15 protein-coding genes and 1 pseudogene are annotated in these 17,160 nt (G+C 65.7%); 7 read left to right on the top strand and 9 right to left on the bottom strand.

The genetic code is table 11. The features are described 5' to 3' along the window. Window positions 1–125 precede the first annotated feature (125 nt). From EJ073_RS32925 to EJ073_RS13040, 4 genes and pseudogenes are all read right to left on the bottom strand, one after another. A pseudogene (locus EJ073_RS32925) lies at window positions 126–365 on the bottom strand (MoaD/ThiS family protein); the annotation flags it as partial. A gap of 65 nt (window positions 366–430) precedes the next feature. Beyond that, window positions 431–2,695, bottom strand: a complete 2,265-nt coding sequence (locus tag EJ073_RS13030; RefSeq protein WP_126056096.1) for a xanthine dehydrogenase family protein molybdopterin-binding subunit — start codon at window positions 2,693–2,695, stop codon at window positions 431–433. A gap of 1 nt (window position 2,696) precedes the next feature. Beyond that, a complete protein-coding gene (locus EJ073_RS13035; protein ID WP_126056097.1) occupies window positions 2,697–3,173 on the bottom strand; it encodes a (2Fe-2S)-binding protein in 477 nt (158 codons plus the stop codon). After that, a complete protein-coding gene (locus EJ073_RS13040; protein WP_126056098.1) occupies window positions 3,173–4,033 on the bottom strand; it encodes a xanthine dehydrogenase family protein subunit M in 861 nt (286 codons plus the stop codon). The genes EJ073_RS13035 and EJ073_RS13040 overlap by 1 nt, the downstream gene beginning before the upstream one ends. Window positions 4,034–4,298: 265 nt before the next feature. On the opposite strand from EJ073_RS13040, the gene EJ073_RS13045 reads away from it, so the two are divergent. Both EJ073_RS13045 and EJ073_RS13050 read left to right on the top strand, forming a co-directional pair. Next, window positions 4,299–4,754 (top strand): hypothetical protein, encoded by a 456-nt coding sequence (locus EJ073_RS13045; protein ID WP_126056099.1) that lies wholly within the window; start codon window positions 4,299–4,301, stop codon window positions 4,752–4,754. 92 nt (window positions 4,755–4,846) lie between these two features. Then, complete coding sequence (locus tag EJ073_RS13050) at window positions 4,847–5,995, top strand: amidohydrolase (RefSeq protein ID WP_126056100.1); 1,149 nt, start codon at window positions 4,847–4,849, stop codon at window positions 5,993–5,995. An 84-nt stretch (window positions 5,996–6,079) separates the two neighbouring features. On the opposite strand, the gene EJ073_RS13055 is transcribed toward EJ073_RS13050, so the two are convergent. After that, window positions 6,080–7,081 (bottom strand): NADP-dependent oxidoreductase, encoded by a 1,002-nt coding sequence (locus EJ073_RS13055; RefSeq protein WP_126056101.1) that lies wholly within the window; start codon window positions 7,079–7,081, stop codon window positions 6,080–6,082. Between the two features lie 66 nt (window positions 7,082–7,147). Continuing rightward, window positions 7,148–7,963: an oxidoreductase gene (locus EJ073_RS13060; RefSeq protein ID WP_126056102.1), complete on the bottom strand. Its 816-nt coding sequence runs from the start codon at window positions 7,961–7,963 to the stop codon at window positions 7,148–7,150. Window positions 7,964–8,065: 102 nt separating this feature from the next. Here EJ073_RS13060 and EJ073_RS13065 point away from each other — a divergent pair, with 102 nt between their 5' ends. Further along, window positions 8,066–8,632, top strand: coding sequence for a TetR/AcrR family transcriptional regulator (locus EJ073_RS13065; protein ID WP_126056103.1), 567 nt, complete (start codon window positions 8,066–8,068; stop codon window positions 8,630–8,632). A 7-nt stretch (window positions 8,633–8,639) separates the two neighbouring features. Here the strand turns inward: EJ073_RS13065 and EJ073_RS13070 are convergent, their stop codons facing one another. From EJ073_RS13070 to EJ073_RS13080, 3 genes are read right to left on the bottom strand one after another with little or no spacing between them, the layout of a single operon-like run. Continuing rightward, window positions 8,640–10,130 carry an aldehyde dehydrogenase gene (locus tag EJ073_RS13070; RefSeq protein ID WP_126056104.1) on the bottom strand — a complete coding sequence of 497 codons (1,491 nt, stop codon included), beginning with the start codon at window positions 10,128–10,130 and terminating at the stop codon, window positions 8,640–8,642. Continuing rightward, window positions 10,127–11,320, bottom strand: coding sequence for a cytochrome P450 (locus EJ073_RS13075; RefSeq protein WP_126056105.1), 1,194 nt, complete (start codon window positions 11,318–11,320; stop codon window positions 10,127–10,129). Before EJ073_RS13075 ends, EJ073_RS13070 begins: the two co-directional genes overlap by 4 nt. A gap of 57 nt (window positions 11,321–11,377) precedes the next feature. Then, window positions 11,378–12,823: an APC family permease gene (locus tag EJ073_RS13080; protein WP_126056106.1), complete on the bottom strand. Its 1,446-nt coding sequence runs from the start codon at window positions 12,821–12,823 to the stop codon at window positions 11,378–11,380. Between the two features lie 175 nt (window positions 12,824–12,998). On the opposite strand from EJ073_RS13080, the gene EJ073_RS13085 reads away from it, so the two are divergent. From EJ073_RS13085 to EJ073_RS13100, 4 genes are read left to right on the top strand one after another with little or no spacing between them, the layout of a single operon-like run. Further along, window positions 12,999–13,763, top strand: a complete 765-nt coding sequence (locus EJ073_RS13085) for an IclR family transcriptional regulator (RefSeq protein WP_126059201.1) — start codon at window positions 12,999–13,001, stop codon at window positions 13,761–13,763. After that, complete coding sequence (locus tag EJ073_RS13090) at window positions 13,760–15,046, top strand: Tm-1-like ATP-binding domain-containing protein (protein ID WP_126056107.1); 1,287 nt, start codon at window positions 13,760–13,762, stop codon at window positions 15,044–15,046. The genes EJ073_RS13085 and EJ073_RS13090 overlap by 4 nt, the downstream gene beginning before the upstream one ends. A gap of 8 nt (window positions 15,047–15,054) precedes the next feature. After that, window positions 15,055–15,738: an HAD-IA family hydrolase gene (locus EJ073_RS13095; protein ID WP_189347381.1), complete on the top strand. Its 684-nt coding sequence runs from the start codon at window positions 15,055–15,057 to the stop codon at window positions 15,736–15,738. Further along, a complete protein-coding gene (locus EJ073_RS13100) occupies window positions 15,731–17,083 on the top strand; it encodes an aminotransferase class III-fold pyridoxal phosphate-dependent enzyme (protein ID WP_126056109.1) in 1,353 nt (450 codons plus the stop codon). The genes EJ073_RS13095 and EJ073_RS13100 overlap by 8 nt, the downstream gene beginning before the upstream one ends. The last annotated feature ends 77 nt before the right edge of the window (window positions 17,084–17,160 follow it).

Here is a 17,160-nt window from a genome sequence, read left to right on the forward strand (position 1 = left end):
GAAAGCTGGGTCGAGGCGACGACCAGCACCGGATCTAACTCGCGCGAAATCTGTGAAAGCAGGAGCAAGGCCTCGTGGCAGCCGGATCGACTGGCCATGCGGGGGCGGTCGGCTGCCGGCCTATCCCCCGCCAGTCTTGGCAGCAGAAAAATCTCCGCCCCCTCAGGCAATTCCTTCGACCACGTATCCCGATAGATCGTGCCGTCGATCGCGACAGCGATGCCGCGATCGATCAGCGGCTCGAAGGCGGGATACTGTTCCGAAAGTTTCCGGAACAGCTCCCTGATGTCCTTGGCCTCGACCTCGACCTTACTCTGGCCTCCGGCGAGCGCGCCAAGCGATCCCCAGAGCGTCACTTCGACCATCAGCGCCAGAACCTCATTGGACCGTGGCGTAAGCCGAAAACCGCTTAGCGCTTTTCAGCATTGCTCTAGCCTTCCCGTTCCGCCTCGATCGCCGCCAGGATCCGCGGCGGCGACATCGGGATGTGCGTCATGCGCACGCCAGCGGCGTTCGACACCGCATTGGCGATCGCCGCCAGCGGCGGCACGATCGAGGTCTCGCCGACGCCGCGCACCCCATAGGGGTGGTTGGGGTTGGGGATCTCAAGGATCTGCGTGTCGATCATCGGCAGGTCCGAGCAAACCGGGATGCGGTAGTCGAGGAAGCCGGGGTTCTGCAGGCGCCCGTCCTTGCCGTAGATATACTCCTCGTTGAGCGCCCAGCCGATGCCTTGCGCGGCACCGCCCTGGTACTGGCCCTCGACATAGGTCGGGTGCACCGCCTTGCCGGCATCCTGCACCACGGTGTAGCGGATCACCCTGGTGGCGCCGGTGTCGGGATCGACCTCGATGTCGCAGATATGGGTGGCGAAGGACACGCCGGCGCCGTCGGCGACCAGCTCGCTGTGGCCGGCGATCGGTCCGCCGGTCTTGCCGGAATCGGCGGCGATCTCCTTCAGCGACAGTTTGCCGAGATTGCCGTGCTTCTCGCCCTTGGCGACCGCGTGGCCCTGTTCCCAGGCGACGTCATCGACCGAGATGTCCCACATCTGCGCGGCGCGCTCACGCAGGATCTTGATCGCGTTGCGGGCGGCCGAGATCGTCGCCATGGAGGAGGAGAAGGTGCCGCGGCTGCCGTCGGTCATGTCGTTGTAACCGAGGGAGGACGTGTCGGCGACGATCGCCTTGACTTGCGAATAGTCGATGCCGAGCTCCTCCGCCGCCACCAGTGACAACGAGGCCCGTGAACCACCGACGTCGACCGTGCCGACGGCCAGCGAGACCGAGCCGTCCATGCCGATGTTCAGGTCGGTGCAGGTCTGGCCGCCGAAGTTGAACCAGAAGCCGCAGGCCATGCCCCTGCCCTGGTTCTTCGCCAACGGCGCCTTCATGTGCGGATGGTTCTTCGCCGCCTCCAGTGTCGGGCCGATGCCGATCGGGCCGTAGACCGGGCCGTAGGAGGAGCGTGTGCCTTCGTGAGCCGCATTCTTGATGCGGAAGTCGACCGGGTCGATGCCGATCTCCTTGGCCAGCTCATCGACGGCGCTTTCCACCGCGAAGGCCGCCATGGGTGCCGAGGGCGCGCGATAGGCGGCGGTCTTCGGCCGGTTGACCAGTACTTCGTAGCCGACGGTCTTGACGTTCTCAAGCTTGTAGCAGGCGAAGGCGGTCATGGCGCCGATCTCGGCCCACGTCCCGGCATAGGGGCCGCTCGTGTAGCGCAGCGTCGCTTCGGCGGCGGTGATGGTGCCGTCCTTGCGGGCGCCGATCTTGACGTCGATCGAGGTGGCGCTGGTCGGGCCCGAGGCGCGGAACACCTCGTCGCGGGTCATCACCAGCTTCACCGGCCGTCCGGCCTTGCGCGACAGCGCCAGCGCCACCGGTTCGGCCCAGACATGGGTCTTGCCGCCGAAGCCGCCGCCGATCTCGGAGGAGGTGACGCGCAGCTTCGAGGCTTCGATGCCAAGCAGTTGCGCGCAGTGCTGGCGGTAGACGAAGTGGCCCTGCGTGCAGACCCACAGCTCGGCTGTGCCGTCGGTGCTGACGCTCGCCACGCAGGCATGCGGCTCGATATAGCCCTGGTGCGTCTGCTCGGTCTTGAACGAGCGCTCGACGATGAAGTCGGCCTGGCCGAAACCCTGATGGACGTCGCCATGGCCAAACTGGCTGCGCTTGGTGACGTTGGACGGCTTTGCCGGCTTTTCCTCGAGGCCCTCGGTGAAGGTGGCGTCGTTGACGAGCGGTGCGGTGTGCTTCATCGCCTCGTCGACATCGGTCACATGCGGCAACACCTCGTAGTCGACCTCGATCAGCTTCAGCGCCTGCCTGGCGGTGCGGGCATCGACGGCGGCGACCGCGGCCACCGCATGGCCGTCATAGAGCGACTTGGTGCGCGCCATGCAATTGTCGAGGATGTCGTACATAGCGGTATCGCCATCGGTAAGGTCTGGCAGGTCGGCCGCGGTGACCACCGCCTTCACGCCGGCGAGTTTTTCGGCCTTCGAGGTGTCGATCTTCCTGATGATCGCATGGGCGTGTGGGCTGCGCAGCACGCGCCCGACGAGCTGGCCGGCCATGTTGAAGTCGGCGCCATAGCGGGCGCGGCCGGTCACCTTGTCGACGCCGTCGGGGCGAATAGGGCGCGTGCCGACGGAAGAGAAATTGCGTCCCGAGTAGCGCGGATCGAAATTCATCTCAGGCTCCCTTCATCACGTTCGCCGCGTCCTGGACGGCGCGCACGATCTTGTCATAGCCGGTGCAGCGGCAGAGGTTTCCGGCGAGGCCGAAGCGGATTTCCTCCTCGGTCGGGTCGGGGTTCTTTGCCAAAAGGTCCTTCGCCGCGATCAAAAAACCCGGCGTGCAGATTCCGCACTGAAGCGCGGCGTGCTCGAGGAATTTCTGCTGCAGCGGATGCAGTTTCTCGCCATGCGCCATGCCCTCGACGGTCTCGACGCGCCGGCCTTCAGCCTCGGCGCCAAGCACCAGGCAGGAGCAGACCAGCCGGTCGTCGAGGATGATGCTGCAGGCGCCGCAGTCGCCGGTGCCGCAGCCTTCCTTGGCGCCGGTCAGCCCGAGCCGGTCGCGCAGCACGTCGAGCAGGGTCTCGTCCGGCTGGCAAAGATATTCGACGTGATCGCCGTTGATTGTCGTTGAGACTGCTACACCGGCCATCACTTGCCTCCTGCGCGCTGATAGGCGGTCGTGGCGGCTCTCCTGGCCAGCACACCCGCAACTTTCCGTCTGAACTCGATGGTGCCCCGCTTGTCGTCGATGGGACGGCAGGCGCCGGAGCAGACCTTGGCCAGCCGCTCGAGCGCTGCTTCGTCGAGCGTCCTGCCGATGAGGGCCTCGGCGGCCTCGTCCACCAGCAGCACCGTCGGCGCCGCGGCACCCAGCGCCACGCGGGCCGCCTTGACCACGCCCTGCTCGTCGAGCGTCAGGTTCACGCCGGCGCTGACCACGGCGATGTCCATCTCGGTGCGCGGAATGAAGCGCAGATAGGCATCGCCCGAATGCGGCGCACGTTTGTCGAGCAGGATCGCCTCGATGATCTCGCCCTTGGCGAGCGAGGTCCGGCCCGGACCGGTCGGCACCGCCTCCACGGCAATCGTGCGCTTGCCCGAAGATCCGGCAACGACTGCCCTGGCGCCGGCGGCTACCAGCGCCGGCACGCTGTCGGCGGCCGGCGAGGCATTGCAGAGATTGCCGACGATGGTGCAGCGTCCCTGCACCTGCTTGGAGCCGATCAGCTTCGCCGCCTCGACGACGCCCGGCCACGCCTTCTTCAAGGAAGCGCTCTCGCCCAGCACGGCGCAGGGGACGGCGGCTCCGATGCTGAAGCCTTCTGCGGTTTCGCGGATCTCGCTCAGGCCCTCAATGGCCTTGATGTCGACGATCAGGTCGGGTTCGATGAAGCCGCCCTTCATCCTCACCAGCAGGTCGCTGCCTCCGGCGAGGATGGCGGCCGTGCCGGCCGACCCGGCCAATTGGCCAACGGCATCTTCGATTGAATGCGGACGTATGTAGCGCATCGTCTCCTCATGGTTATCGCAATCTTGTCGACCGTTATAAAGGGTCTCCTCATAATGGCCATCCTCTTCCGCATCGGTGGCGATTGGGCCAAGGCGAGGCAAAATGCAGTCCCACCGGCGCACGCCGGTTCGGCTGACCGTCGGCCGCCCGGAATTGCGTCAAACAAAGGGTAAGCGGCTCGGTGCCGCGAAACGATGAACCGCCGCAGGGGCTTGACCCGACGATCGCTCGCGTGAAACCTCTCCGGTCAAGGGAGAAGTTTCCATGCGACATCTTTTGGTTGTCCTCACCGCCTTGATCCTCGCGACAGCAGCGCAGGCGAGTACGATTTACTACGGCGCCAGGGTGGGAATGGAACTTACCATCGTGAAAAAGACGGGCATCGGCTCCACGCACGCCAGCATCCTGGCTAAACACGACAGGCAGAAGGCGGGCGTCTACTGCCGCGAATATGGCCACGATTTCTCCAAGGATTGCATCGACGCGGAAATGAAGTCGCCTCTGCACTTCGAGATCACCGCCAACTGCAAGACCGGCAAGTTCACCACCTTCTATGGCGCCAGCATGCTGTTCCAGGGCCGCAACAAGGGCACCGATGTGACGACGGACTATCTGATCACATCGATTGATGACAATGTGGTGCTCGATGGCTCCGGCGCTTCCGGCTACGACTATACGCTGGAGCAGTTCAAGGCGCTGTGCCCCAACCGCGTGAAGTAGGGCCGGTGGCCTGGCCCGCCCGAGCCCGGAACCTGGACCGTGGCGGGCACGGCCATTTGTGGCTAGCAAGTCGTCATCGGAGGCCAAGAAGCATGACCCTGACCAATCAGGATATTGTCGAGCTGACCGCGTGGCGGCGCAAGCTGCACCGGCAGCCGGAGATTTCGAATGAGGAGGAGAAAACGGCAACGGAAGTCGTCTCCTTCCTCGCCGACACGGGGCCGGACAAGGTGCTGACCGGACTGGGCGGACACGGCGTTGCGGCGGTCTACGACAGCGGCCGAGCCGGCCCGACCGTACTGTTCCGCTCGGAACTCGACGCGTTGCCGATCGAGGAACTCTCCGGCGTGCCGCATGCCTCGCAGGTGCCGGGCAAGTCGCATATGTGCGGCCATGACGGGCACACCGCGATCCTGGCCGCGCTCGGCCGTCAACTCGGGCGTGAGCGGCCGGCTAGCGGCCGCGTCGTGCTGATGTTCCAGCCGGCGGAAGAAACCGGCAATGGCGCGGCCGGCGTCGTCGCCGATCCGCGCTTCAGCGAGATCACCCCGGATTTCGCCTTCTCGCTGCACAATCTGCCCGGCGTGCCGTTCGGCGAGGTACGGCTGAAGAGCGGTGTGGTCAACTGCGCCTCGCGCGGCATGCGCATCGTGCTGGAGGGCAAGACCGCGCATTCGTCGATGCCCGAGACCGGCATCTCGCCGATGCTGGCGATCAGTGAGCTGATGCCGGCGCTGCCGGCGCTCGGGCGCGGCAGCTTCGCCGACGACGACTTCTCAATGGTGACCGTCACCCATGCCGAGATGGGCGAAGCCGTGTTCGGCATCGCGCCCGCCCATGCTGAGGTCTGGGCGACGCTGCGCACCCGGCGCGACGAGCGCATGGCGGATCTCTGCGCCGCCGCTCAAGCGCTGGCCGCGGAAATCGCCGGCCGGCATCGCCTGGCCTTAAGCTCCGACTACCACGAGATCTTCGTCGCCAGCATCAACGCACCCGACGCGGTGGCGCATCTGCGCCGCGCGCTCGACGAAGAAAGCGTCGTCCACGGCGAGGAAGCCCTGCCGATGCGCGCCTCGGAGGATTTCGGCCTGTTCGGCCACAGCGCCAAGTCGGCGATGTTCTTCCTCGGCGCCTGCGAGCGCTATCCGGCGCTCCACAATCCGGACTACGATTTTCCGGACGACCTGATCCCGATCGGGTCGAGGATATTCATGCGCACGGCGCGCAACTTGCTGGGGTGAGGGTTGGCTGGCGGGCGCGAGTCAACGCCAAGCGAAAGTCATTGGCCAAGCGAAGGTCATTGCGAACCCCAAAGATGGCTGTCGCTATCTGACCTTGATGACCACCTTGCCCTTGGCGCGTCCCGTTTCGACGTAGGCCAGGGCCTCGTTGGTCGCTTCGAAGGGAAAGACCCGATCGACAACCGGGCGGATCGCGCCGGACTCGATGAGGGCGGTGATCTTGCCCAACTGGTCGCCCTGCGCCCACATGAACAGGAACGAAAAGCTGACGCCACGGCGCCTGGCTTTGGACCGAATGGCGCGGCTAAGAAGGCGCAGGAGCGTCCTCAGCACCAGGTTCAACCCCTTTTCCCTGGCGAATTCGGGATCCGGCGGGCCGGAGATCGAGATGAGCTTGCCGCCGGGTTTGAGCACAGTGAGCGACTTTTCGAGTGTTTGGGCGTCCTGGCTGTTCACGACGATATCGTAGCCCGACAGGATTTTTTCGAAGTCGTCTTTCCGGTAGTCGACGACGACATCGGCGCCGAGGCCCTTGACCAGAGCAGCGCTTGTTGCGCTCGCCGTCGTCGCAACGGTCGCGCCGAGATGCTTTGCCAGCTGGATCGCGAATATGCCGACGCCGCCGGAGCCGGCCTGGATGAAGACCTTCTGTCCTTTGCTCAGCTTTGCCCTTTCAACGAGCACCTGCCAGGCGGTCAGACCGACCAGGGGGATCGAGGCCGCCTCCTCCATGCTGAGATTGCTGGGCTTCAGGGCGACGTCGGCTTCATCGATGGCGATGAACTCGGCGAATGCCCCGATCCGGCCATCGCGCGGCCGCGCATAGACCTCGTCGCCGGGTTTGAACCTGCGAACTTTCGATCCCACGCGGATGACCTTGCCGGCCACGTCGTGGCCGAGGATGAAGGGCCGGCTATAGGGCAGGATGAGCTTGAACTCTCCGGTCCTGACCTTGGAATCGAGAAGGTTCATCGCCGCCGCATGGATCTCGACCAGGACATCGCTGACCCCGAGCTTCGGCTCCGGCATCTCGGCCAGCCGCAGGATGGCCTTCTTGTTATACTTGTCGACAACGAATGCCTTCATGGCAGTAACTTCCTGAAAGTGGTTTTGGTGTGCCGCACGGTGAGAATCCCCCTGCCCTGCGCCTGTTCAGACCGGCAAGCGGAACTGCTTGCGCAAGCTCTTGTCGAACATCTCGGCGGGGACAAAGCGGCGCAGCATGTTGACCTGCCGCGCGGCCTTGCCGGCGGTGTAGCGCCGCCGCGGACGGGCATCGGTCGCGGCCTTGACGACCACATCCGCCACCACTTCCGGCCGGTCGGCCTTCGGCATCACATCGCGAAGCAGGGCGTCGACTCCGGCGCGCGCCCGATCATATTCCTGCAACAGGGAATCCGGCTCGATCCCGTTCTGGTCGAAGACGGTGCGCACGAATGCCGGCTCGATGACGGAGACGCGAATGTTGAAGGCACGAACCTCGTGATCGAGCGATTCCGAATAGCCCTCGATCGCGTGCTTGGCCGCCGAATAGTGGGCCGAATACGGCGCCGGCACGAGACCCAATATCGAGCCGATGTTGATGATGCGCCCTTCGCCATGCCGCCGCATCGACGGCAATACCGCGTTGGTCATGCGCACGGCGCCAAACAGATTGACGTCGAACAGTGCCTGTACCTGCGCGATCGAGAATTCCTCGGCGCCGCCAATCATGCCGACGCCGGCATTGTTGACCAGCACATCGATCCGGCCGGTACGCGAGAGCACCGTCGAGACGAGTGCGGTGATGGCCTCGCCATCGGTTACGTCGCAGGCCAGCATGGTTACCCCGTCCGGGCCGTTGCCGGCCGCGCGGCGGCTTGTCCCGAAGACGGTAAATCCCGCCCGCGCCAAGGCCTGGGCGCTGGCGCGGCCGATGCCCGAGGAGGCTCCGGTCACAACAGCGGTCTTTCCGGAATTCGCATTCATGTCATGCTCCAAAATCGCCAAGGCCGGTCTTTCCGGCCAATTAAATTACGCCTATAATATAATATTATGACCATAATGCAATAGCGGAAAGGACGTACAGCCATGCGCTATGAAAAGGGCCGCAAGGACGCCTCACGCGGCCGGATCATGGAAGTCGCCGCCGAACGCTTTAGAAGCGACGGCATCGCTGCGTCCGGACTGGCGACCATCATGAGCGACGCCGGGCTTACGAACGGGGCCTTCTACCCGCACTTTCAATCGAAGGCGGAGCTTGTCCGCGAAAGCGTGGCCGCGGCGCTGGATGCCCAGTCGCGGCAAATTCAGGAATTGTTGGCTTCGGGCGGCCCGGAAAAGGCCATAGAAGCGTATCTGTCGGCCGAGCATCGGGACAATCCGGAAAAGGGCTGCGCCTCCGCGGCGCTGTTGCCCGAGATCGCGCGCCAGCCGCCGGAAACGCGCGAGGTCTATACCGAGCGCTTCCTGTCACAGGTGCTGAAAGTTGCCGCAGCGCTGCCGCAGGGCAAGGATCCGGAAGGCGTGGCGCTGGGTGTGTTCGCGACGCTCATCGGCGCGCTGCAACTGGCCCGCGCCGTACAGGGGACGGACCTGTCGGATCGCATCCTTGCCGCGGGCGCGGATGCGGCGCGGACGCTGATCCAGCAGCGTTAGACCGCCGTCAGCCGAGCGCGATCCATGCCGTCTTAAGGTCGGTGTATTTGTCGATGGCGTGCAGCGACTTGTCGCGACCGAAGCCGGACTGCTTGACGCCGCCGAGCGGCACGGTGATGTCGGCGCCGCCATAGGTGTTGACGTGGACGACGCCGGCATTGATGGCGCGCACCATGCGGTGCGCCGTCGACAGGTTCGAGGTCCACACGGCGGAGGCCAGGCCGTAGACGGTCGCATTGGCGAGGCTCACAGCTTCCTCCTCGGTATCGAAGCGCATGACGCCGAGCACGGGGCCGAACACCTCCTCGCGAGCGAGCTGCATCTTTTCGGTCACGTTCTCGAAGATGGTCGGCGCCATATAGCTGCCGCCGGTCTCGGTCAGGATGCGCTCACCGCCGGTGACGAGGCGGGCGCCCTCCTCCGCCGCCTTGGCGACGAAGTTGAGATTCTTGGTCAACTGCTCGGCGCTCGACACCGCGCCGATATCGCTGCCGAGATCGAGCGGATCGCCGACTTTCAGCTTCGTGGTCGCCTTGAGGAGCTCGTCCATGAAGCGGTCGTAGATCGACGCCTGGACGAGCAGGCGGGAACCGGCGACGCAGACCTGCCCGGAATTGCGGAAGATGCCATTGGCCGACACGACGGCCGCTTGGCTGAGGTCCGGCGCGTCGGCAAAGACGATGTTGGGCGACTTGCCGCCGAGCTCGAGGAAGACGCGCTTCAAATTGGAGCGCGCCGAATAGTCGAGCAGGCGGCGGCCGACCGGACCGGAACCGGTGAAGGCAATGGCGTCAACATCCATGTGCAGGCCGAGCGCCTCGCCGGCCACCGCGCCGCGGCCGGTGACGACGTTGAAAACGCCTTCCGGCAACCCGGCCTCGGCAGCAAGCTCGGCCAGCCGCAGCAGGGTCAGCGAGGCGATTTCCGGCGGCTTGACGACGATCGAGTTGCCGGCGGCGAGCGCCGGCGCGATCTTCCAGGCGCCAATCATCAGCGGGAAATTCCACGGCACGATGACGCCTACGACGCCGAGCGGTTCCTTGTGGATCAGGCCCAGCACATTGTCGGCAGTCGGCGCGATCTCGCCATAGATCTTGTCGATCGCCTCGGCGTAGTAGCGGATGGTGCCGGCCGCCGACACCGGCTCGGCCTTGTAGGCCATGCCGATCTCGGTGCCGTTGTCGCGCACGCCGAGCACGGCGAGTTCGTCGGCGTGCCTCTCGACCAGTTCGGCGAGCTTCGTCAGCACCTTCTTGCGAAAGGCGGGAGCCGCGCGCGACCAGGAACCTTTCTCGAAGGCCTTGCGGGCAGCGAGCACCGCGCGATCCACATCGGCGGCATTGCCGTCGGCGATGCTGGCGAATGGGCGTCCGTCGATCGGCGAGATCACCGGCAAGGTGGCGCCAGTCGCGCCCGCCGTCTGGACGCCATCGATGAACAGGTTGCGCGCGCCGACCTCGGTCTTGCGCAGCGTGTCGATGGTGCTCTGGCTGATCATTGGGCAGCGCCTCCGAAGGCAACATTGAGGGTGGTAGGCGCGCGGAACTCCCAGCCGCGGAACACCGGTTGCTTCCCGGGCACCAGTTTCAGGTCGGGGAAGCGCTCGAGCAACAACCGTACCGCCAGGCACATCTGCTCGCGCGCGAAAAAGCGGCCGGAACAGAAATGATGGCCGAAGCCGAAGGCGGCGTGGTTGCCTTCGTCGCGATGGATGTCGAAACGATCGGGATCGGTGAAGCGGCTTTCGTCGCGGCTGGCCGAGGAGACGAGTGCAGCGACCGGCGCGCCGGCGGGGATCACGGTTCCGCCGATCTCCACCGCGCGCATCGTCTGGCGTGTCTGGGTGCCGATCGGCGCCACCCAGCGCAGGCCCTCGTCGACCGCCCTCGGCACGAACGTCTCGGGGTCGTCGAGCACCTGCCGCAGCTGTTCGGGATGGGCGAGCAGGCCGGCAAGGATCGAGCCGGCGCCATGGCCGGGCTCCTGCATGCCGCCGAGCAGGATGATCTTGATGCTCGGCATCAGGAAATCGATCGCACGGGTTTTCCCCTCCGTCATGCCGTCATGCAGCATGTGCGAAAGCGCCGAGTCGTCGGGCTCGCGGGCGAGCCGCTCAAGCGTCGGCAGGATGGCGGCGCCGACCTCGGCGCTGATCGCATCGGCGACCTCCTGCCGCTTCGGGTCGTTCTCGAAATTGATGGCGCCCTGGGCGAGGCCATAGAACCAGCGCCGCAGGGTCGGCATGTCGATGTCGTCGAGGCCGAGCGAGCGCGCCAGGCTGAGTGTCGACACCGGCTCGAAATAGTCTGCCATCAGTTCCGCCGTGCCCTGTTCGGCGATCTGGTCGAGAAAGGGCCCGGCGATCGAGCGCACGAGGTCGCCGGCATAGGAGGCGACGGTGCGCGGCCGATATTTTGGATCGACGCCCTGGCGAAGGTCTTTGTGCGTCTCGCCGTCGGTGGTCAGGATGGTCGGCTTGCCGAAGGAGCGTTCGACCGGCGACGTGCCGACCACCGCCGAGAAGATGTCGGGCGACTTGGCGACGGTCTCGACATCCTTCCAGCGGGTGACGAACCAGAGGTTGACCGCCGGCACATAGGCGACCGGGGCGCTGCGCCTGAGCTCGGCATAGATCGGGTAAGGATCGGCTTCCAGCGCCTCGACGGTGATCTCGTCGGCAAAGCTCAATGCCGTCACTCCCTCTGCGATGGAAGGGGCGGCGTCAGCCGCCGCCCCTGACTTCTTTCAGTCCTTCAAAGGCACTCCGAGATTTTCGAAGGCGACTGGATCGCGGCCCTTCAATGCACTCGCCAGCAACAGGCCGACCACGGCGGCGATCAGCACCAGGGACGGCAGGAACACGCCGAGGAAGCCGCCAGCGCCCGACAGGCTGCCGAAATTGATGACGATCAGGTAGATGATGATGACGAAGGCGATGAAGGTCAGCCCCGGCAGCACGGTGGTCTTCAGCGCGTTTTCCTGGGCGGACGGATTGGCGCGGAAGTACATCACCACGGCCAGCGAGGCCACGGCCATCATCACGATGACGCCGAGCGTCGCGACATTGGTCAGCCACGAAAACAGCGCCAGCACCGGGTCGAGCCCGAGCACGGCGAAGAGCCCGACGACAACAGCGGCAAGCACGGTCTGGATGACCGAGGCGACATGCGGGCTCTGGTGCGCCGAATGGGTCACGCCGATGGTCTGTGGCAGCAGCTTCTCACGGCCCGCAACATAGATGTAGCGGGCGACCGCGTTGTGGAAGGCCAGCACGCCAGCGAACAGGCTCGACACGAACAAGATGCTCATGGCGTGGGTGAGCGGCGTGCCGGCATAGCGATCGGACAGGCCGAACAGGAAGGTGGTCGGATCCTGCAGGCCCTGCAAGGCTGGCAGCAGCTTGTCGACACCGGCGCCGACCGCCATCAGCCAGGCGGTGACCATGTAGAACAGGCCGATCAGGATGACGGAGAAATAGGTGGCGCGCGGAATGGTGACCTTGGGGTCGCGCGCCTCCTCGGCATAGATGGTGGTCGCCTCGAAGCCGATGAAGGCGGCGAAGCAGAACAGGATGGCGATCGCCGGCGCGCCGCTCGTGATCTGGCTCCAGCTGAACGGTGCCGCCGACAGGCCGCTGTCGCCGCCGGTCCTGAGGATCGTCAGGTCGAGGATCAGCACCACGACATATTCGGCAAGCACGAGCACGGTCAGGATCTTGGCCGACAGGTCGACCTGGCGGTAACCGAGCACGGCGACTATGGCGATGGCGATGAAGCTCCACACCCACCAGGGCAAAGCGATGCCCCAACCGGCGAACAGGCCGGCGGTCGCGGCGCCAAGCAAGCCCATGACACCGATCTGCATGGCGTTGTAGGACAGGATGGCAATCAGCGCCGTCGCGCCGCCGGCGAGGCCGCCGAGCCCGCGCGCCGCGTAGGCATAGAAAGCTCCCGCATTGCCGACGTGACGCGACATGGCGACGTAGCCCACCGCGAACAACAGCAGCAGAACCGTCACGATGAGATAGGTGCCGGCAAAACCGGCGCCGTTGCCCATCAGCATGCCAAGCGGCGTGCCACCCGCCACAGCCGTGAGCGGCGCCGCGGCCGAGATCACCATGAAGGTGATGGCGCCAACGCCAAGGCTGTTCTTCCTCAGCCGGTTCAGTTCGCCGGCTTCAATTGTCGTCATCTTTCCCTCCAGATCCGCGCTTGCGGAAACCAAGTGTCCCTGAAATGCCGGGCCTTCTGCTGGGCCATCAACGTTTCACTATTTGCAACAGCATTTCGAATATAGACTTGCAAAGGAATCGACTTGCTGTCAAGTTAATTCGCACGTTAAGTATCTGATGGAGGATCAGACCGGGATGGGCACGGTGAGCAAAGCCATTTCGCTGCTGGAAATGCTCGGCCGCAGCGCGCCCGAGACGGCGCTTGCCGACCTTGCCAGGCGCGCCGGTTTCGACAAGGCGACGACGCGGCGGCTACTGGTCTCGCTCATCGAGCACGGGCTGGTGGAGCAGGACGAAGCCACGCGGCTCTACCGGCTGGGCGCCGGCATCGCGCGGCTGGCGCTGATGCGCGAGGCGCAGTTTCCGTTCCTGCGCATGGCGGTGCCGGTGGTCGAGCAGCTGGCGGCCGAGACCGGCGAGACCGTGCATTTGTCGGAATATTCAAAGCGCGGCCTGATTTCGGTCCATGTCATCGAGTCGGCCAAGGCCAACCGCGTCAGCGTGCAACTTGGCGAGGTGCTGCCGATGCATGCGACGGCGTCCGGAATTGCCTTCCTGGCGTTCACCGAGGAGCATGTCCGCGCCGGCGTCCTCGCGGGACCGCTGCCGGCCTTCACGCCCTACACGATCGGCGACGCCGAAACGCTCGCCGAACATATCGCCGCCGCCCGCGCGCGCGGCCATTCGACCGGCTCGCAAGGCTATGAGGAAGGCGTGCTCAGCGTCGCGGCACCGATCCTCGGCGCCGACGGTTTCGCCATCGGCACCGTCGCGGTCGCGGCACCAAGGGTGCGGATCCAGAAGGGCGACATCGAGCGTCACGGCGCCAGCGTCGCCGCGGCGGCGCGCGGCATCAGCGAGCGGCTTTTCGGCAGGCTGCCGGGCCGCAAGCGGGCATGACAACAACGACATTGCAGGGAGAACCGACTGTGGAGGAGACACGCCGTATCCTGGTTATCGGCACCGGCGACACCAAAGCCGACGAGCTTCTGTTCATGCGCGAGCGCATCGAGGCGGTCGGCGGCGTCGCCGTGATGATGGACGTCAGCGTGCTCGGCGACCCGCCCTACCGGCCGGCCTATGACAGGCACGCGGTGGCAAAGGCCGCCGACACGACGATCGAGGCGATCATCGCCAGCGGCGACGAGAATTCGGCGATGACGCTGATGGCGCTCGGCGCCTCGCGGCTGGCGCGCGCGCTCCACGACAAAAGCGAGATCGACGGCGTCATCGCGCTCGGCGGCTCGATGGGCACCGACCTTGCGCTCGACGTGGCGCTGGCGCTGCCGCTCGGCGTGCCGAAATTCGTCGTCTCGACGATCGCCTATTCGCATCTTCTGCCGCCCGAGCGGATCGCCACAGACCTGATGATGATCCTTTGGGCCGGCGGGCTCTATGGCCTCAACAGCGCCTGCAAGGCGGTGCTGTCGCAGGCCTGCGGCGCGGTGGTGGGTGCCGCGCAGGCCGTCGTCAAGCCGGACGCGGCAAAGCCGCGGATCGGCATGAGCTCGCTCGGCAAAAGCTGCCTGCACTATATGGTGAGGCTGAAGCCGGAGCTGGAAAAGCGCGGCTACGAGGTGATCGTCTTCCACACCACCGGCATGGGCGGACGGGCGCTGGAGGCGATCGCGGCGCAAAAGGGTTTTGTCGCGGTGATGGATTTCAGCCTGCAGGAACTCGCCAACCAGCTCACCGGCTCGGTGGTGAATTCCGGCACCGACCGGCTGGAGAATGCGGGCCGGCAGGGCATCCCGCAGATCGTCGCGCCCGGCGCCGTCGACATGGTGGATTTCCCGACCTGGCAAACGGTGCCCTCGCGTTTCATCGAGCGGCCCTACCATGCGCACAACCGGCTGCTCGCCTCGGTGACCTCGGACGCCTCGACCCGCAAGGAGATCGCGCGCGCCATCGGGGAGAAGCTCGCCGCGGCGACCGGCCCGACCGCCTTCATCCTGCCCGCCGGCGGCATCCAGCAATGGGACCAGGAAGGCGAGCCGCTGCATGACCCAGAGGCGCTGTCGGCCTTCGTCGAGGAGATGCGTGCCAGCGTGCCTGCCAATGCCGAGCTGCACGAGATCGCCGGACACATCAATGACGCCGCCTTCTGCGCCAAGGCGCTGGAGATCTTCGACCGCTGGGTCGCCGACGGCATAGTACCGCCGGGCCGCAGGCAAGCCGCATGAGCGGGTCGCTGCCAAAGGCGATGGTGCTCGATTTCGGCGGCGTAGTCACCCGCACGCTGTTCGAGACGCATGCGCTGACTGAGCGCGCGCTGGGTCTGGCGCCGGGCACGCTTGCCTGGCGCGGCCCGTTCGACCCGGCCTCCGATCCTTTGTGGCGGGCCATGCAGGCGGACGAGATCAGCGAGCGCGACTACTGGAGGACGCGCACGCGGGAGGTCGGCCAGCTGGTCGGCGAGGACTGGCGCGACATGTCGACCTTCGTGCAGCGGGCGCGCGGCGCCGACCCGCAGGCCGTAATCCGGCCCGAGGCAGAACGGGCGATCCGGACGGCGCACGCGGCCGGCATCAGGCTGGCCATCCTCTCCAACGAGCTCGACCTGTTCTACGGCACGCAGTTCCGCCAGCGGCTGCCGCTGCTCTCGCTGTTCGAGGCCATAGTCGACGCGACTTATACCAACGTCCTCAAGCCCGATCGCCTGGCCTATGCGATGGTCGGCGAGGCGCTGGAGCTGCCGCTTGGCGAATGCGTCTTCGTCGACGACCAGCAGCGCAACATCGACGGCGCCACCGCCGCCGGCATGCTGACCGTGCATTTCGACGTCGCCCAGCCGGCGCGAAGCTATGCCGAGGCGCTCGGCCATTTCGGCCTCGCCCTCCCCCAATTGGAAACCGGAGTTCCCACCGATGCGTGACATCAACTTCCTCACCGAGAACAACGCCAAGCCGATCTGGCATCCGATGGCGCATCCGGCCGAGATGCGGGCGACGCCGCCGAAGATCATCATGAAGGGCGACGGCGTCTCGGTGACCGATGCCGACGGCCGCACCGTACTCGATGCGGTCGGCGGCTTGTGGAACGTCAACCTCGGTTACAGCTGCGACCCGATCAAGAAGGCGATGGCCGCGCAGCTCGATGCGCTCCCCTATTATTCCGGCTTTCGCGGCACCTCGACAGGACCGTCGATCGAGCTTGCCTACGAGCTCACCGACTGGTTCGCCCCGGAGGGCATGGTGCGTGCCTTCTTCACCTCGGGCGGATCGGATTCGGTCGAGACGGCGCTGCGGCTCGCGCGCCAATATTGGAAGATCCGCGGCCAGGGCGACCGGACGAAGTTCCTGGCGCTGAAGAAGGGCTATCACGGCACGCATTTCGGCGGCGCCTCGGTCAACGGCAACGCCAATTTCCGCCGCAACTACGAGCCGCTCTTGCCCGGCGTCTTCCACACCCCGGCGCCATGGACCTACCGCAACCCGTTCGACGAGACCGACCCGGCGAAGCTGGCCAAGCTCTGCGCCCGGGCGATCGAGGACGAGATCGCCTTCCAGGGCGCCGACACCATCGCCGCCTTCATCTTGGAGCCGGTGCTCGGCGCCGGCGGCGTAATCGTTCCGCATGAAAGTTTCATGCCGCTGGTGCGGGCGATCTGCGACCGTCACGACATCCTTCTGATCGCAGACGAGGTGGTGACCGGCTTCGGCCGCACCGGTGCGTGGTCCGGCTCACGGCTCTCCGGCGTGAAGCCCGATTTCATGACCATCGCCAAGGCGATCACGTCCGGCTACTTCCCGCTCGGCGCGACTCTGATCGGCGCCAAGGTCGCCGACGCGTTCGAGGCCGACAAGACGAGCTTCGGTGCCATCGGCCACGGCTACACCTATTCCGGCCATCCGGTCGGCTGCGCGGCCGGGCTGGCGGCGCTCGCCGAGACAAAACGGCTTGCCGTCAACGAGAACGCGGCGGCGCGCGGCGTCGAGCTCGGCAAGGTTCTGGAAGCGCTGAAGGCGAAGCACGCTTTGGTCGGCGATGTCCGCTACCAGGGCCTGATGGCGGCGCTAGAGCTCGTCTCGGACCGCGCCGCCAAGAAGCCGGCCGACAAGAAGACATTGGCCGTGGTGGCCGATGCCGCCTACCAGGCCGGCGTCATGCTGCGCGTCTCCGGCAACACCGTCATCCTGTCGCCGCCGCTGGTCATCTCGGCGGCCGATGTGGCGAAGATCGGCGAGGCGCTGGATGCCGGGTTGTCTGCTGCGGCGTGAGTAAGTGAGTAGTGAGTAGTGAGTAGTGAGTATGAGTAGAATTTCGGCTCGAACATTTGTTCAATCCTCGCTCCGTT

Source organism: Mesorhizobium sp. M4B.F.Ca.ET.058.02.1.1, from assembly GCF_003952505.1.
Taxonomy (GTDB): domain Bacteria; phylum Pseudomonadota; class Alphaproteobacteria; order Rhizobiales; family Rhizobiaceae; genus Mesorhizobium.

What these genes read in the sequence shown, in the direction of transcription:
- EJ073_RS13030 (WP_126056096.1), bottom strand. Translation starts at nt 2,695, where the DNA reads ATGAATTTCGATCCGCGCTACTCGGGACGCAATTTCTCTTCCGTCGGC.
- EJ073_RS13080 (WP_126056106.1), bottom strand. Translation starts at nt 12,823, where the DNA reads ATGACGACAATTGAAGCCGGCGAACTGAACCGGCTGAGGAAGAACAGC.
- EJ073_RS13065 (WP_126056103.1), top strand. Translation starts at nt 8,066, where the DNA reads ATGCGCTATGAAAAGGGCCGCAAGGACGCCTCACGCGGCCGGATCATG.
- EJ073_RS13060 (WP_126056102.1), bottom strand. Translation starts at nt 7,963, where the DNA reads ATGAATGCGAATTCCGGAAAGACCGCTGTTGTGACCGGAGCCTCCTCG.
- EJ073_RS13085 (WP_126059201.1), top strand. Translation starts at nt 12,999, where the DNA reads ATGGGCACGGTGAGCAAAGCCATTTCGCTGCTGGAAATGCTCGGCCGC.
- EJ073_RS13040 (WP_126056098.1), bottom strand. Translation starts at nt 4,033, where the DNA reads ATGCGCTACATACGTCCGCATTCAATCGAAGATGCCGTTGGCCAATTG.
- EJ073_RS13055 (WP_126056101.1), bottom strand. Translation starts at nt 7,081, where the DNA reads ATGAAGGCATTCGTTGTCGACAAGTATAACAAGAAGGCCATCCTGCGG.
- EJ073_RS13090 (WP_126056107.1), top strand. Translation starts at nt 13,760, where the DNA reads ATGACAACAACGACATTGCAGGGAGAACCGACTGTGGAGGAGACACGC.
- EJ073_RS13100 (WP_126056109.1), top strand. Translation starts at nt 15,731, where the DNA reads ATGCGTGACATCAACTTCCTCACCGAGAACAACGCCAAGCCGATCTGG.
- EJ073_RS13070 (WP_126056104.1), bottom strand. Translation starts at nt 10,130, where the DNA reads ATGATCAGCCAGAGCACCATCGACACGCTGCGCAAGACCGAGGTCGGC.
- EJ073_RS13035 (WP_126056097.1), bottom strand. Translation starts at nt 3,173, where the DNA reads ATGGCCGGTGTAGCAGTCTCAACGACAATCAACGGCGATCACGTCGAA.
- EJ073_RS13045 (WP_126056099.1), top strand. Translation starts at nt 4,299, where the DNA reads ATGCGACATCTTTTGGTTGTCCTCACCGCCTTGATCCTCGCGACAGCA.
- EJ073_RS13050 (WP_126056100.1), top strand. Translation starts at nt 4,847, where the DNA reads ATGACCCTGACCAATCAGGATATTGTCGAGCTGACCGCGTGGCGGCGC.